The sequence below is a fragment of the Streptacidiphilus anmyonensis genome, assembly GCF_000787855.1.
GTDB classification, from domain to species: domain Bacteria; phylum Actinomycetota; class Actinomycetes; order Streptomycetales; family Streptomycetaceae; genus Streptacidiphilus; species Streptacidiphilus anmyonensis.
In genome coordinates, this window is the sequence record NZ_BBPQ01000008.1 from 33,132 (window position 1) to 47,595 (window position 14,464).

Consider the following 14,464-nt stretch of genomic DNA (forward strand, 5'->3'; position numbering starts at 1 on the left):
GGAGGCGAAGGCAGGAGGCGAAGGCCGGAGGCGAAGGCCGGAGGCGAAGGCCGGAGGCGAAGGCCGGAGGCGAAGGCCGGAGGCGAAGGCCGGAGGCGAAGGCCGGAGGCGAAGGCCGGAGGCGAAGGCCGGAGGCTCGGGGTGAGCTGCAGATCTGGGGGCCCGTGCGCTGAGCCGTGCGGCTACTGGGCCGAGGCCACGGCCAGCAGGCGGGAAGCCTTCAGCTCGGTCTCGTCCCACTCGCGGTCCGGGTCGGAGCCCCAGGTGATGCCCGCGCCCGTGCCGAAGCGGACCGTCGCGGCGGCTCCGTCCCGCTCGACCCAGAACGTGCGGATGCCGACCGCCAGTTCGCCGACACCCCGGTCCGCGTCGACCCAGCCGACCGCGCCGCAGTAGGGGCCGCGCGGCACGCTCTCCAGGGCGTCGATGATCCGCAGCGCACTGCTCTTGGGCGCGCCGGTGACCGATCCGGGCGGGAACGTCGCGTCGAAGAGCTCCGGCCACCCCGCGCCCGCGCGGAGCTCGCCCCGCACCGTCGAGACGAGATGGACCAGGCCCGGGTGCTTCTCGACCGCGCACAGGTCCGGGACGGACACACTTCCCGTCGCGCAGACGCGCGACAGGTCGTTGCGGACCAGGTCGACGATCATGACGTTCTCGGCGAAGTCCTTCTCCAACAGGTCGGCCTCGGTCCGGCCGGTGCCCTTGATCGGGCCGGAGAGGACGACCTCGCCGTCGCGCCGCAGGAAGAGCTCCGGGGAGGCGGTGGCCACCTCGACGCCGTGGTCGGGGAGGCGGACCGTGCCCGCGTAGGGCGCGGGGTTTCCGTGCGCCAGACGTGACGTCAGGGCGTCCACGTCCGCGCGGTCGGGGTCCGGCAGCGGTGCGTGCAGGACGCGGCAGAGGTTGGCCTGGTAGACCTCACCGGCGGCGATGTGCTCGCGGATGCGGCGGACACCCGCGGTGTAGGCGTCGCGGTCGAGCGAACTGCTCCACGCGGAGCGGTCGGGGCCGAGCCAGCCGGCGGGATCGGTCTGCGGAAACGATTCCTCTGCCCGCACGTCCGCGAACCGTGCGCAGGTGATCCGGCCCTCGAAGTCCGCGACGACCGCCCAGAAACCCGTGCCGTCCAGAACCGCCGGATCATGACTGACCTCCCGGAGACCGGTCGCGACCCGGCCCGCGAAGCGGGCCATGGCATCGGTGGTGGGGGCTGGCTGGGTCACGGTTGTTCCGACTCCTGTGCGTTTGCGGCGGTGGCGGAAGTCTAGGTCTCCGCAGGCCGGCGCGCCCCTGGCCAGGGCACCGGCTCCGGCATGCAGGGGATACGGAATTTGAGCTGGGCCCGGAATCCGCTAGAGTTCAACACGTCGCCGGGACGCGGACCGCAAGAATAAAGCGGGAAGCCGAACGGAGATCACGCGGACGTGGCTCAGTTGGTAGAGCATCACCTTGCCAAGGTGAGGGTCGCGGGTTCGAATCCCGTCGTCCGCTCTGAGTGGGGGGTCTTCATCGGCCCCCTCCTCGGTGGAGTGGCCGAGAGGCGAGGCAACGGCCTGCAAAGCCGTGTACACGGGTTCAAATCCCGTCTCCACCTCCATGCGCGATTAGCTCAGCGGGAGAGCGCTTCCCTGACACGGAAGAGGTCACTGGTTCAATCCCAGTATCGCGCACTGACCCCTCACGGGGTTGTGCATGACAGCAGTACCAAGCACCACAGGCAGTACCACCCGCGCGATTAGCTCAGCGGGAGAGCGCTTCCCTGACACGGAAGAGGTCACTGGTTCAATCCCAGTATCGCGCACTGACCCTTCACAGGGTCGTGCACCACAGGCAGTACCACCCGCGCGATTAGCTCAGCGGGAGAGCGCTTCCCTGACACGGAAGAGGTCACTGGTTCAATCCCAGTATCGCGCACCGCAGCACAGCGTAAGGGCCCCGACGGATGGATCCGTCGGGGCCCTTACGCATCCCCCGGGCCAAGCAGACAAAGTGCGGGGGGTGGGCCCGGTCAGCCCTCACCGACAGACCGGACCCACCACCCGCAGTCCTTGGGGTGCAGCGGAGCGCGTCAGCGGCTCATCATCTGCACCATGGTGTTCGCCTGAAGGGCGAACTGATGCCAACCCCCGAAGGCGTAGGCGAGCAAGGCCGCGACGGGCAGGGCGATGACAAGCGCCACCAGGGGGTTCCTGGTGCCGTCACCGGTCGGCCGACGCCGACGCGGCGGTCGGCTCCCGGTCTGCTGCATGGCCATCGCTGACTCCCCCATCCACCTGTTCGTCGTCGTTCGTCGTCGTTCGTCGCGTCGTGCTCCGGGCGCGGCGGGCGAAGATCCTCGGGGGACGAGCGTCCCGCCCACCGCACAAGAACAACGTTAGGCGGCCCTTTCTTCCCGGTCGTCATGCCAGCGCAGGGTCCTGCGGGCCGCCGGAGGGAGGAGCCTCCGACCTGAGGAGTACTACCGGAGGTGGAGAACGCCCCAAGGCCGGTCTCAGGGTTGTCCCTGAGAGCTCGGCGACCGGCCCCGCGCGCCCGCCGCGCGCCCTCCCGTGCGTTGCGTATCAGCACACCGGCTCGCACAGTCCGTAAGCTGTGGTCCTGGCAATCAGCAATCCGTGCTCGGGCATGCCCAGCACACCCCCGGAGACGGGGACCTGACGGTGGGACGGCGATGTGACGAAGATGCGGCTCCGGCGCGAGGACCCGCGACTCGTCGGGCCCTACCGCCTGCACCGCAGGCTCGGCGCGGGTGGCATGGGGGTCGTCTACCTGGGGTCGGACCGCAAGGGACAGAAGGTCGCGCTCAAGCTGATCCGCGCCGAGCTGGCCGGGGACGCGGAGTTCCGCACCCGGTTCGCCCGCGAGGTCGCCGCGGCCGCGCGGATCCGGGGCGGCTGCATCGCGCGGCTGGTCTCCTCCGACATCGACGCCGAACGCCCCTGGCTCGCCACCGTCTACGTGCCCGGCCCCTCGCTCTACAAGCAGGTGGGCGACGAAGGCCCGCTGCCGTGGGCCGAGGTCGCCGCGATCGGCTCGGCGCTGGCCGACGGCCTGGAGCAGGTGCACGACGCCGGGGTGGTGCACCGCGACCTCAAGCCCTCGAACATCCTGCTCTCCCCCAAGGGGCCGCGGATCATCGACTTCGGCATCGCCTGGTCCAGCGGCGCGAGCACGCTGACCCATGTCGGCACGGCCGTCGGCTCCCCCGGCTTCCTCGCGCCCGAGCAGGTGCGCGGCGTGGGCGTGACCGGCGCGACGGACGTCTTCGCGCTCGGCAGCACCCTCGCCTACGCGGCGACCGGGGACACGCCCTTCGGCTCGGGCAGCTCCGAGGTGATGCTGTATCGGGTCGTGCACGAGGAGCCGGATCTGACGGGCGTTCCGGCGGCGCTCGCCCCGCTGATCCGCGCCTGCCTGGCCAAGGACCCGGCCGACCGTCCCACCCCGGCGCAGGTCCACCACCGGCTGCGTGAGCTCGCGGCGCGCGGCGCGGCGATCGGACGCAGCATCGCGCCGCAGGCGCACGGGCACGGGACCGGGCAGGGCACTGCGTCGGACGGTGTCGGCGAGCGCGCGGAGCGGCACGCAGAGGCGCACGCGGCCGGCCATCCGGCCGGGTCCGGGGAGGCGCACGGCGAGCCGTACGGCGACGGCCAGGTTCACGGAGTCGGATCCGCGGGCGGACCGGGCGTCGGCGTGGGCCTCGGCGAGAGACAGGTCCCGGCGCGCGGCGCGGCGGGAGCCGAGGGGCACCCGCAGGCCGGCGTCCCCCGGAGCGGTGCGGGCACGGCCGGGCGTTCGGGTACGCGGCCGGGAGCCGGGCCGGGCGCGGGGCGGCCTCCGGCGTCGCGGCGTCCGCTGCCGCCGACCGTGCGGGAGACGGTGGAGCACCCCGCTCCCGCACGCCGCACCGGCGAGCCTTCGCGTCGTCCGACGCCCGCGCCCGGCGCGCGCACCCCCTCGCCCCGCACACCGTCCCCGCGCCCCGCGCGCAAGCCGTCCGGCGGCCCCTCCCGCACGCCTCCCCCGGTCCGGCCGGGCGGCCCCGCGGCCCGGCGTCGGCTGCTGCGGCAGCGGCTGATCGTGTTCATCACGGTGACACTGGGCGTGGCGCTGGCGATCGCGACCGCGCAGGGATGCGAGAACCGGACGGCCAAGGGCAGCGGACCGGTCTCGCCGTCGCCGCAGGGCGTCCGGGCCTCCGCGGCCGCCCCCGCCTCGGCGCAGGACGCCTCGGCCGGCCTGACAGCGGTCGCCGCGAACGACCCGGCGGCCCGAGCGGTGGCGGCCGTGGACTGGGGTTCGCGCTCCTACCAGGACCCCGCCGACGGCTCGCGCATCGACCTGTCGAACGGTCACGGCACCGCCCCGGGAGCGCCCGTGACGCTGACCACCGTGCTGCCCGCCCGCTACCAGGGCGAGACCGCGGCGGTCGTCGTGCTCACCCGCCGGGACCGGGCCGTGCCGGAGGACATGATCGAGCTCTACCGGGTCCGCAGCGGTGCAGAACCGGTTCTGCTGGCCGCACACGCCACCACCGGAGACCCCAACGGCACGAGCGTCTGGCAGATCCAGAACGGCGCGGTGCTGCGCGAGGAGCGCACGCCGCAGAGCGGCGGTCGGACGGTCAGCACCACCCGCTACACGGTCGCCGCGAAGGGCACCATGACCGAGACCTGGCCCGGCACGGGCGCGGCCTCCTCTCCGGCCGCCCCCTCCGCCTCGGCCTCGGCGTCGGGAGCCTCCTCCCCGGCCGCCCAGGCCCTCGGCTCCTCCTCGACCGCCTCCCCCGCCCACGGCTGAGCCCCGCGCCGCCTTCGACCCCTGGCCGCCTTCGGCGCGCGCGAGCGCTGCCGCGTGCTCGTTGCTGGGGCCGGGAGGAGGTCTCGACGCGCCGGAGTCGGTCCTGGGCCCGGCGGCCAATTACGGGGAGACTCGGAGAAGACTCGTCCGTGACGACTCCGAGAAGGGACGGCCATGGCGACACCGGATGAGGGGCCGGCTGCGCTGGGCGGCCCCGTCGACTTCCGCCCGGCGACGGAGCTGCTCGGCGCGCTCGTGCGCGGCGTGCGCGAGGAGCAGTGGGACCTGGAGACGCCCTGCGGCGGGATCTCGGTCGGACGGCTGCTGGACCACATCGACGGGCTCAGCCTCGCCTTCACCGCAGCAGCGCGCAAGGAGCGGCTGCCGGACGGAGGCCGGGCGCGGGAGCCGGACGCGGCGCGGCTCGAGGACACGTGGCGTGAGCGCCTGCCCGCGGGGTTGGACGCACTGGCCGAGGCCTGGGATCCGGGCGCGGCGTGGGAGGGGGTGACCACGGTCGGCGGCCTCGAACTGCCCGCGCCGGTCGCCGGGGCCTCCGGCCTGGACGAGGTGCTGGTGCACGGCTGGGACCTGGCCGCCGCCACCCGTCAGCCCTATCCCGTCGCCGACGGCGCGCTCACCGAGTCCATGGAGACCGCCTACGCCTGGGTCGGCTCCGTCGCGGCGCAGAACCCCGAGGGCGTGCCCGGACTCTTCGGACCGGCCGTGGCCGTCGCCGAGGACGCGCCGCTGCTGCACCGCCTGCTGGCCCTGACCGGCCGGGACCCGCACTGGGAGCCGGGCCGGGGGCCGGTGGTGTAGCGCCGGATCACTCGGCGCAGCTCAGGGACGGGTGGCGTAGAACGCCACGGCGGAGGCCGCGGCGACGTTGAGCGAGTCGACCCCGTTCGACATCGGGATGGTGACCCACTCGTCCGCCGCCCGCAGGGCCGCCGTGCTGAGGCCGTTGCCCTCGGTGCCGAAGACGAGCGCGACGCGTTCGTGCCGGCGGGCGGCGAACTCGTCGAGGGAGACCGCGTTGTCCGCGAGGCAGAAGGCCGCGATGGTGAAGCCCGCGTCGCGCAGTTCCGTCAGCCCGTCCGGCCAGGGGTCGAGCACGGCGTAGGGGAGGCTGAGGACCGCGCCCATCGACACCTTGACGGAGCGTCGGTAGAGCGGGTCCGCGCAGCGCGGGCTGAGCAGGACCGCGTCGACGCCGAGGGCGGCGGCGTTGCGGAACGCCGCACCGGTGTTGGCGTGGTCGACGAGGTCCTCGAAGACCGCGACCCGGCGCGCCCCGGCCAGCACGTCCTTGACCGGCGCCGCAGGCTTGCGCTGCATCGAGGCCAGCGCGCCGCGGTGCACGTGGTAGCCGGTCACCTGCTCGGCCACCGCGGGCGTCACCGCGTAGACCGGCGCCGGGACCTCGTCGATGACGTCCTTCATCTGGTCGATCCACTTGGCCGACAGCAGCATCGACCGCATCCGGTACCCGGCGATCCGGGCGCGGCGGATCACCTTCTCGCCCTCGGCGATGAACAGGCCCTCCTCCGGCTCGCGGCGGCGGCGCAGGTCCACGTCGGTGAGCGCGACGTAGTCGTGGAGGCGCGGGTCCTCCGGGTCCTCGATGGTGATGAGCTCGGCCACGGGTCGATCCTGCCCGCTCGCGCTCAGCCTGCCAAGGCGACGACGTCGCCGATCACGACGATCGACGGCGGCCGGATCCCCTCGGCGGCCACGACCTCGGCGACGGTCGCGAGGGTCGCCCGCACGACGCGCTGCGCGGCGGTGGTGCCCTCCTGAATCACCGCAACCGGCGTCTCCGCGGCGCGCCCGCCCGCGACCAGCGCGGCGGAGATGGCGGCGATCCGCTCGACGGCCATGAGCAGCACCAGCGTGCCGCGCATCTTCGCGGCCGCATCCCAGTTGACGAGGGAGCGCGGGTCCTCGGGCGCGACGTGGCCGGAGATGACGGTGAACTCGTGCGTCACGCCCCGGTGCGTGACAGGGATCCCGGCGGCGGCCGGGACGCTGATGGAGCTGGAGATGCCCGGCACGACGGTGACCGGCACGCCCGCCTCGGCGCAGGCGATCAGCTCCTCCATGCCGCGCCCGAAGACGTACGGGTCGCCGCCCTTGAGCCGCACCACGAACCTGCCCGCCCGCGCGTGCTCGATCAGCGCGTTGTTGATCGCCTCCTGGGCCATGAACCGGCCGTAGGGGATCTTCGACGCGTCGATGACCTCGACGCTCGGCGGGAGCTCGTCCAGCAGCTCGCGCGGCGCGAGACGGTCGGCGACCACGACGTCCGCCTCGGCGAGGAGCCTGCGGCCCTTGACGGTGATCAGCTCCGGGTCCCCCGGCCCGCCGCCCACGAGCGCGACGCCGGCCGTCCGGCCGCGGTGGTGCGCGGCGGCGAGGCTGCCGTCGCGCAGACCGCCGACGACGGCGTCGCGCAACGCGACGGAACGCCGGGGGTCACCGGACAGGACGGCCACGACCGTCCCCTCCGCCCGCCCGCTGGCGGGGGTCCACGCGGTGCCGCCGGAGGCGTCGTCGCTGCGGGCGCAGAAGATCCGTCGCGACTCCGCCTCGGCCGCGGCGGCGGCGTTCGTCTCCGGATCCGAGGTGGCGATCATCGCGTACCAGGCGTCGGCGAGGTCCCCGGCCTGGTAGCCGCGCCGTTCCCAGCGCAGCTCGCCGGCGTCGGCCATGGCCTGCACGGCGGGCGTGGTCTCGGGAGCGATCAGGACCACGTCCGCACCGGCGCCGAGCAGCGCGGGCAGGCGTCGCTGCGCCACCACACCGCCGCCGAGGACGATCACACGTCGGCCGGCCAGTCGCAGTCCGACGGGGTACGGCGGGGTCGCGTCGTCGTCGAGCGGGGCGGTGGGCATGGGCACTCCGGAGAACTCTTGAGACGGACGGGGAACACGCAGGGGCGCGGGGAACTGCGCGAGAAACCAATGACGAGCGGATGGCCCTGCGCGTTGGGCCTGCCAGCTTCGTCGGTGGCTTGTCGCGCAGTTCCCCGCGCCCCTTTAGATAGTGCAACCACATGCGGGAGCGAAAGGTGATCCACCGCACGTGCAGAAGCGATTCGCCCGGGAAGGGCCTAGTGCTTCTCGGTGACACCCGCCGAGTCGAACGTCGCCACGTCGTGCATCGCCCGCGCCGCCGACTGGACCAGCGGGAGCGCCAGCAGCGCGCCCGTGCCCTCGCCGAGGCGGAGGTCGAGGTCGATCAGCGGACGCAGACCCAGCTTCGCGAGCGCGGCCTTGTGGCCCGGCTCCGCCGACCTGTGGCCGGCGATGCACGCCGCCAGGACCTCGGGGGCGATCGCCTTGGCGACCAGCGCCGCCGAGCCGGCGATCACGCCGTCGAGGATGACCGGCGTGCGCAGCGACGCCGCGCCCAGCAGGAAGCCCGCGATGGCCGCGTGCTCCAGGCCGCCGACCGCCGCCAGGACGCCGATCGGGTCGGACGGGTCGGGGCGGTGCAGCTCCAGCGCCTGACGGATGACGGCGACCTTGCGGGCGTGCGTCTCGTCGTCGATGCCGGTGCCGCGGCCGGTGACGGCGGCCGGGTCCTCGCCGGTGAAGACGGAGATCAGCGCGGCGGCGGCCGTGGTGTTGGCGATGCCCATGTCGCCGGTGACCAGCGCCTTGTTGCCCGCCGCGACCAGATCGCGGGCGGTCTCGATGCCGACCTCCAGCGCCCGCATGGCCTCCTCGCGGGTCATCGCCGGGCCCTGCGTCATGTCGCCGGTGCCGGGACGGACCTTGCGCGGGAGCAGGCCGGTGGTGCGGCCGGACTCGATCGCCGGAGGCAGCTCGGAGGCGACGCCCACGTCGACCACGCAGACCTCGGCGCCGAGCTGGCTCGCGAACGCGTTGATGACCGCGCCGCCCGCCAGGAAGTTGCCGACCATCTGCGCCGTGACCTCCTGCGGCCACGGGGTCACGCCCTGGGCGTGCACGCCGTGGTCGCCGGCGAAGATCGCGACGCACGCGGGCTCCGGGATCGGCGGCGGGCACTTGCGGCTCAGCCCGCACAGCTGCGCGGAGATTATCTCCAGCATGCCCAGCGAACCGGCCGGCTTGGTCATCCGCTTCTGACGGTCCCACGCCTCGCCGAGCGCCTTGGCGTCCAGTGGACGGATGCCGCGCAGGGTCTCCTGGAGGACGCTGTGCGGCTCCTCGCCCGGGAGGGCGCGGCGGCCGTAGGTCTCCTCGTGCACCACCCAGGAGAGCGGGCGCTTCTTCGCCCAGCCGGCCTGCGCCAGCTCCGGCTCGTCCGGGAACTCGTTGACGTAGCCGACGCAGAGGTAGGCGACGACCTCCAGGTGCTCCGGCAGGCCCAGCTCGCGGACCAGCTCCTCCTCGTCGAAGAAGCTGACCCAGCCGACGCCCAGGCCCTCGGCGCGGGCCGCGAGCCAGAGGTTCTCCACCGCGAGGGCGGCCGAGTAGGGCGCCATCTGCGGCTGGGTGTGACGGCCGAGGGTGTGGCGGCCGCCGCGGGTGCGGTCGGCGGTGACCACGATGTTGACCGGGGTCTCCCGGATCGCCTCGATCTTCAGTTCCTTGAACTGCTTGGCGCGGCCCTTGGGGAGCGACTCGGCGTAGATGTCGCGCTGACGCTCGGCCAGCTCGTGCATCTTGGTCCGGGTCTTGGCGGAGCGGATCACCACGAAGTCCCACGGCTGCGAGTAGCCGACGCTGGGCGCGGTGTGCGCGGCCTCCAGGACCCGGATCAGCACCTCGTGCGGGATCGGGTCGGAGCGGAAGCCGTTGCGGATGTCGCGGCGCTCGCGCATCACGCGGTGCACGGCCTCGCGCATGTCCTCGGTGTAGCCGGGAGCGGCGTCGCCCAGGTCCTCGACCTCGGCCTCGGCTCCGGCCTCGACCGCGGCCTCGACCGCGGCGGCCTCCGCGGCCTCGGCGGTGACGGCCTCACCCTCCGGTGTGACGGGCGCGGCGGGGTCCGCGGTCGGGGCCGGCTCGTCACCGACCGTCGGGTGCGGGACGGTCGGCTCGACCGCCGTCGCCTGCGGCGGCTCGTGGGCCGTCTGGACTTCCTGCGTCTCCGGCACCTGCTCGACGGCCTGCTCCGCCACGATCTCTGCCTCCACCACGTCCGACTTCCCCGGCGCCTCGGTGCCCGGCTGCACACCGGACTCAGCGCCCTGCTCCCCCACCGGCCGGTCGTCCGACCCGTCGACCGGATCGGCCGCGACGTCCGCGGACGCCTCGGCGCCCGGCTCGGTCACGGGCTCGCTCATGGGCTCGGCGGCTGACTCGTTCACCTGCTGGGCGGGGGTCTGGGCGGCCGTCTCCGTGACGGGCTCGGCCGACGCCGACGCCTCGGCCGCGGGCTGCTGCTCGGCGGCGGGCACCTGCGCGGCCTCGGCCGTAGCGCCGTCGGAGACGGGCTCGGCAACGGGCTCGGCGACCGGCTCGGCCAGCGGCTCGCCGGTCAGCACGCCGATGCCCTGCGCGGTCTCCTCGGGCTGGACCGGAGCGGGGGTCTGGGACGGCGGGGCGATGAAGGAGGCGATCCGCGTCCGCGGACCGTTGACGGCCCGGCCCTGCGCCGGGACCACCGGCTCGGGCTGCGCCTGCGTCTCCTGCTGCTCCACGGACGCGGCGTCGGCCTCCGCGGGCTCGTCGGCCTCCGCGGGCTCGGTCACGACGGGCGACTCGACCACGGGCCCGGCAGCCTCGACGGCTACCGGCTCGGCGGCCACCGGCTCGGCCGGGACCGGCTCCATGACGAACGGCCCCGTGGCGGTCGGCTCGGCGGGAGCCGCCGGTCCGTCCTGGAGGGCGGTCTCGACCTGGGCGGCCGAGCCGCCCAAGGTGCTGTCCGGAGACGGCATCTGCACCGGGACGGTCGCCGTCGCGGTGGCCGTGGCGGCGGACGCGGTGCGGTCCAGGTACTCGGGCGCGCCACCCAGCGTCGCGGGGCCGCTCGGCGTGGCGACGCCGTAGGGGGGCGTGCCGGCGGGGACCGAAGCGTTGCCGCAGTGGCCGCTCGGGCCGCGGTCGGCCAGAGAGCGGACCGGCACCTGGCCGGTCATCAGGGACGGGTCCGGGATCGGCGGGCCGGCGTGCAGCGGTCGCCGCGGCGCGGCCAGCTGAGCCTGTGCGTCCGCCGCCTCCGCCGCGTCCGCGGTCTCGACGGTGGTCGGCTCGGCGGCGGTCGGCTCGGCGGCCTCCGGGGCCGGGGCGGGCTCGGCCTGCGCCGTGGCCTCGGCGGGCATGACAGTGAAGCCCTGCTCGACCGACTCGGCCCGCTCGACGGACCCGGCAGCCTGAACAGCCGGGCCGACCTGACCCGGCTGACCTGCCTGGGCGCCCTCGACGGTCTGCTCGACCGGAAGGCCCGGCATGCCGACGGCGGCGAGGTACGGATCGGTGGTGTAGCCCTGGGCGGCGTACGCCTCGACCCGCACGCCCGGCTGAACAGCCTGAACAGCCTGAACGGGCGCGACGGGAGCGACAGCCTGGACGGGCTGGACCGGCTGTCCGACCGGAGCGGCCTGACCGAGGACGGACGGCAGCGGATCGGTCAACGGGTCGACCATCGGCGGCGCGAGCGACTGCGCCGCGCCGACGTGCGGGGCCTCGGGCCCGGGGGGCGTCATGGGGGGCCAGGAGGGCGCGGGCGGCTCGCCGTGCGCCGGCACGTGCGCCTGCGCGCCCGACTCGTAGGCGCCCGGGAGGCCGGCCATGCCGTGCGTTCCCTCCATGCCCGTCAGGTTCGATCCGACGACGCCGGGCTGACCCGGGACGACGGGGACGACCGGCGGAAGGTGCTGCGCGTGGGGGTACTCCTGGCCGCGGGCGGCCTCGTTCCACGCGCCCTGCGGGCCCGGCATGAGCAGCTCGTCCTCCTCCTCGTCGACCTCGTCGAGGAAGGTGTAAGCAGGCCGGACACCCTGGACGGGGCCCTGCTCGGCGGCGTAGCCGACGTGCTGCGGCACCTGCTCCGGCTCGAGGCCCGGTACCTGGCCCCCATGGGGGACGTTGCCGGTCTCGCTCATGTCACTGGCTCCTTCCAGGGCCGCCTGGCGTCCACGGCACCGCGGCTGCGGCCACGACACCCACCGTTCCGGTCCTCGCCTCACTGCGACGGACCGGTGCACACCCCGCCCGCCACAAAGAAGAACGACAGAACCGGGGCAACCGGCACGATCGCCCCGGCCACACCGGCATTCTTCCGTCCCACCGGGGGCCATGGCCAACGCGCACGCCCGACGATGCTGTGGCTTCCGCCACGTTGCATCGCGCCCCTCGGGACACGGCGTCAGCCTACCTGCCGTCAGTGACGCCGGACGCCACGGTCTTGCGCCGTGGACAGTCCTCGCAGCTCGTCCACCGGGCCTTCACGCGCGGTCCCCCCAGAGCACCCACCGCGGCGCGGAGGCCCCCAACTCCCCTTCCGCGTCCAGCGAAGAGGACTGGAGCAGGCTGCCCTCGGCGCGGTAGCCCGACCGCGCGAACGCGCGCCGGACCTCCTCCAGCTCCGCCGTGGTGCGCGGGAGCGCGACGATCCGCTCCGGGCGCCGGGTCAGGCACGCCTGAAGGACCGCGGCCCCCTGCCGCACCAGTACGACGTCCGGCTCGGGCAGGTCGGCGAGCACGCCGGGGGCGGCGCCGAGCACCGTCTGCACCTCGACGCCCGCGCGGCGGGCGCTGACGTCGAGTCGGGCGCAGGCGTCGGGGTCCTGGTCCACCGCGATGACGGCCGCGCCGCAGCGCGCGGCGTCCACGGCGAGCGCGCCGTCGCCGGCCCCGACGTCCCACACCAGGTCGCCCGGCCGCGGCCCGAGCCGGGCCAGTGCCAGCGCCCGCACGGGCGCGGGCAGTTCGGACACCGGCGTCCCCTGCTCCGTCGGCTGCGGCTCAGCGGGCTGCGCCCAGCCGCGTCCGGCCTTGCCGGGGAAGTCCACGGGCCGCCCGGCGAGCCATCCCGACGGCGGCGGCGTCCCGCCGTTGCCCGAGCCGCCGATGACCAGCACGACGTTCGGGTCCCGCCACAGGTGGTCGGGCACCCGGTCGGAGGTGAGGACGGTGACGTTCTCCTCGGGCGTGCCGAGGGACTCGCAGATCACGAAGGTGCGGTGCACGTCGCGCAGCATCAGCGCGAGCTCGGAGGGCCCCGCGCCCGGCGCGGTCAGCACGGCCACCTTGGGGTTCGCCCGGCAGACATTGACGGCGCGGCGCAGGCCGCGTCCGTGGGTGGAGACGACCTGCGCGTCGTCCCAGGGCATCCCTGCGCGCGCGAAGGCCGCGGCGACGACGGAGACGGCGGGCAGCACCTCGAGTTCCAGCCCGTACTCGGGCCTTCGCAGGGTGCGCACGACGCCGAAGTATCCGGGGTCGCCGTCCGCGACCACGACGGCGGTCCCGCGGTGCTCGGCTATGCGCCGCGCCACGAGCTCGACGCTGCCGAGCGCCATCCGCTCGACGCTGGGCGCGAGCCGCAAGGCCCGCATGGGGACGCTTCCCGCGGCGACGAGCGTGGCCGCGTCCAACGCGGCGCGTGCGGCGTCGCCGAGCGGCGAGCCGTCCCAGCCGATCACGGTGACCCGGTCAGCCATGGCGGTCGCTCCGCACCTTTTCCCCCACCGTCGTCCTCCACCCGGGCCCCGCACAGGCTAGCCGCCAAGCCTTTGCCGGGCCAGTTGCCCCCCTTGCCCACTGCCGCCCGAGGTTGCACCCCTCAGGGACGCGAGGCTGAACCGAAGTGCGGCTCTCCCCCAGCCTTCGGCCGGGAGGTGCCCCCAGCGTGGGGGCGACAAGCCCCCCACGGAGGAAGCACACCGAACGAGCAGGGCCATCCGCACGCCGGTGGTTGCCCGCGCCCACGCGGCGGAGCCGCATGTCGCCACAGCCTCGCGCCCCTGGACAGGGCAACCGTCTGCAGGACCGAATCTTCAGATCCAGATCGGGTCGAGGTCCTCCGGGAGGAGGCTCCAGACGATGAGGTCGGAGCGGCTGGTGTGCTCCGCGTCCGCGCCGCGGACGAGCCAGGCGCTGCGCAGGACGCCCTCGCTGATCGCGCCCAGCTTCTGGGCGACCTGCTGGGCGGCGATGTTGCCCGCCGCCGTCCGCAGCTCCAGGCGTTCGAACTTCTGGTCCTCGAAGAGCCAGCGGGCCACCGCGTGCGCGATCTCGCCGGCGTAGCCCTCGCCCCGGGCCCAGGGGGCCGTGACGACCTGGATCTCGGTGCTGCGCAGGCGCCAGTCCGTCGCGCGCAGGCGCACCGTGCCGACGAGCCGCTGGGTCAGGAACTCCACCGCCGCCAGCGCCAGGCCGCGGCCGGCGACGCGCTCCCCCACCGACCGCACGTGGACCCAGGACTGCGCGTCCCTGACCCCGTAGGGATGCGGCGCGGTGGTCCACTGGTGGACCAGGTCGTCGTTCATCATCTCGGCGAGCGCGGGCGCGTCGTCGGGGTCGAAGGCACGCAGCACCAGGCGATCGGTGTTGATGGTGATCTCCGGGAAGACCGGTGCGCATCCCGACGGCCCGGACGCCGCATCGCTGCTGCTCATGGAACGATCATGCTCCAGGGTGGGGGCCGCCGTCACCTCTTTGCCCCGGCGTGCCGGGACTCGGAGGTGACGGCGTGTGGGAGAACGAGGCTACTC

General features: G+C 74.4%; 8 protein-coding genes, 5 tRNA genes and 1 pseudogene. 7 read left to right on the plus strand and 7 right to left on the minus strand.

The annotated features are described in order from the left end of the window. Positions 1-182: 182 nt before the first annotated feature. Positions 183-1,196, minus strand: a complete 1,014-nt coding sequence (locus tag TR50_RS10855; protein ID WP_042418862.1) for a chorismate-binding protein — start codon at positions 1,194-1,196, stop codon at positions 183-185. Between the two features lie 225 nt (positions 1,197-1,421). Between TR50_RS10855 and TR50_RS10860 the strand changes: the two genes are divergently transcribed. The 5 genes from TR50_RS10860 to TR50_RS10880 all read left to right on the plus strand — a co-directional run bounded on the left by TR50_RS10860 (position 1,422) and on the right by TR50_RS10880 (position 1,917). After that, positions 1,422-1,494 (plus strand) — tRNA-Gly (locus tag TR50_RS10860). A 32-nt stretch (positions 1,495-1,526) separates the two neighbouring features. Next, positions 1,527-1,600 (plus strand) — tRNA-Cys (locus TR50_RS10865). 1 nt (position 1,601) lies between these two features. Further along, positions 1,602-1,673, plus strand: a tRNA-Val gene (locus TR50_RS10870). Positions 1,674-1,732: 59 nt separating this feature from the next. Continuing rightward, positions 1,733-1,804 (plus strand) — tRNA-Val (locus TR50_RS10875). A 41-nt stretch (positions 1,805-1,845) separates the two neighbouring features. Then, positions 1,846-1,917: transfer RNA gene (locus TR50_RS10880), tRNA-Val, on the plus strand. Positions 1,918-2,071: 154 nt separating this feature from the next. Here TR50_RS10880 and TR50_RS10885 read toward each other — a convergent pair. Then, complete coding sequence (locus TR50_RS10885) at positions 2,072-2,257, minus strand: hypothetical protein (RefSeq protein ID WP_236651997.1); 186 nt, start codon at positions 2,255-2,257, stop codon at positions 2,072-2,074. A gap of 419 nt (positions 2,258-2,676) precedes the next feature. Here TR50_RS10885 and TR50_RS44070 point away from each other — a divergent pair. Beyond that, positions 2,677-4,128 (plus strand): annotated as a pseudogene (locus TR50_RS44070) (serine/threonine-protein kinase); the annotation flags it as partial. An 852-nt stretch (positions 4,129-4,980) separates the two neighbouring features. Further along, the gene (locus tag TR50_RS10895; RefSeq protein WP_042418483.1) at positions 4,981-5,628 is read left to right on the plus strand and encodes a TIGR03086 family metal-binding protein; all 648 of its coding nucleotides are present in this window, start codon (positions 4,981-4,983) and stop codon (positions 5,626-5,628) included. Positions 5,629-5,649: 21 nt separating this feature from the next. On the opposite strand, the gene TR50_RS10900 is transcribed toward TR50_RS10895, so the two are convergent. From TR50_RS10900 to TR50_RS10920, 5 genes are all read right to left on the minus strand, one after another. Next, positions 5,650-6,453: a TrmH family RNA methyltransferase gene (locus tag TR50_RS10900; protein ID WP_042418485.1), complete on the minus strand. Its 804-nt coding sequence runs from the start codon at positions 6,451-6,453 to the stop codon at positions 5,650-5,652. A gap of 23 nt (positions 6,454-6,476) precedes the next feature. After that, positions 6,477-7,703, minus strand: coding sequence for a uroporphyrinogen-III C-methyltransferase (gene cobA / locus TR50_RS10905; protein WP_042418487.1), 1,227 nt, complete (start codon positions 7,701-7,703; stop codon positions 6,477-6,479). Between the two features lie 218 nt (positions 7,704-7,921). Next, positions 7,922-11,851 (minus strand): nicotinate-nucleotide--dimethylbenzimidazole phosphoribosyltransferase, encoded by a 3,930-nt coding sequence (gene cobT / locus TR50_RS10910; RefSeq protein WP_042418489.1) that lies wholly within the window; start codon positions 11,849-11,851, stop codon positions 7,922-7,924. Positions 11,852-12,193: 342 nt separating this feature from the next. Next, on the minus strand, positions 12,194-13,411 hold the full coding sequence (cbiE, locus tag TR50_RS10915) for a precorrin-6y C5,15-methyltransferase (decarboxylating) subunit CbiE (protein ID WP_042418492.1): 1,218 nt from the start codon (positions 13,409-13,411) through the stop codon (positions 12,194-12,196). 336 nt (positions 13,412-13,747) lie between these two features. Beyond that, on the minus strand, positions 13,748-14,368 hold the full coding sequence (locus TR50_RS10920) for a GNAT family N-acetyltransferase (protein WP_042418495.1): 621 nt from the start codon (positions 14,366-14,368) through the stop codon (positions 13,748-13,750). Positions 14,369-14,464: the final 96 nt, after the last annotated feature.

Bases quoted from the DNA above. Each gene is read 5' to 3' on its own strand.
- cobA (WP_042418487.1), bottom strand. From the start codon at position 7,703: ATGCCCACCGCCCCGCTCGACGACGACGCGACCCCGCCGTACCCCGTC.
- TR50_RS10895 (WP_042418483.1), top strand. From the start codon at position 4,981: ATGGCGACACCGGATGAGGGGCCGGCTGCGCTGGGCGGCCCCGTCGAC.
- cbiE (WP_042418492.1), bottom strand. From the start codon at position 13,411: ATGGCTGACCGGGTCACCGTGATCGGCTGGGACGGCTCGCCGCTCGGC.
- cobT (WP_042418489.1), bottom strand. From the start codon at position 11,851: ATGAGCGAGACCGGCAACGTCCCCCATGGGGGCCAGGTACCGGGCCTC.
- TR50_RS10855 (WP_042418862.1), bottom strand. From the start codon at position 1,196: ATGGCCCGCTTCGCGGGCCGGGTCGCGACCGGTCTCCGGGAGGTCAGT.
- TR50_RS10885 (WP_236651997.1), bottom strand. From the start codon at position 2,257: ATGGCCATGCAGCAGACCGGGAGCCGACCGCCGCGTCGGCGTCGGCCG.
- TR50_RS10920 (WP_042418495.1), bottom strand. From the start codon at position 14,368: ATGAGCAGCAGCGATGCGGCGTCCGGGCCGTCGGGATGCGCACCGGTC.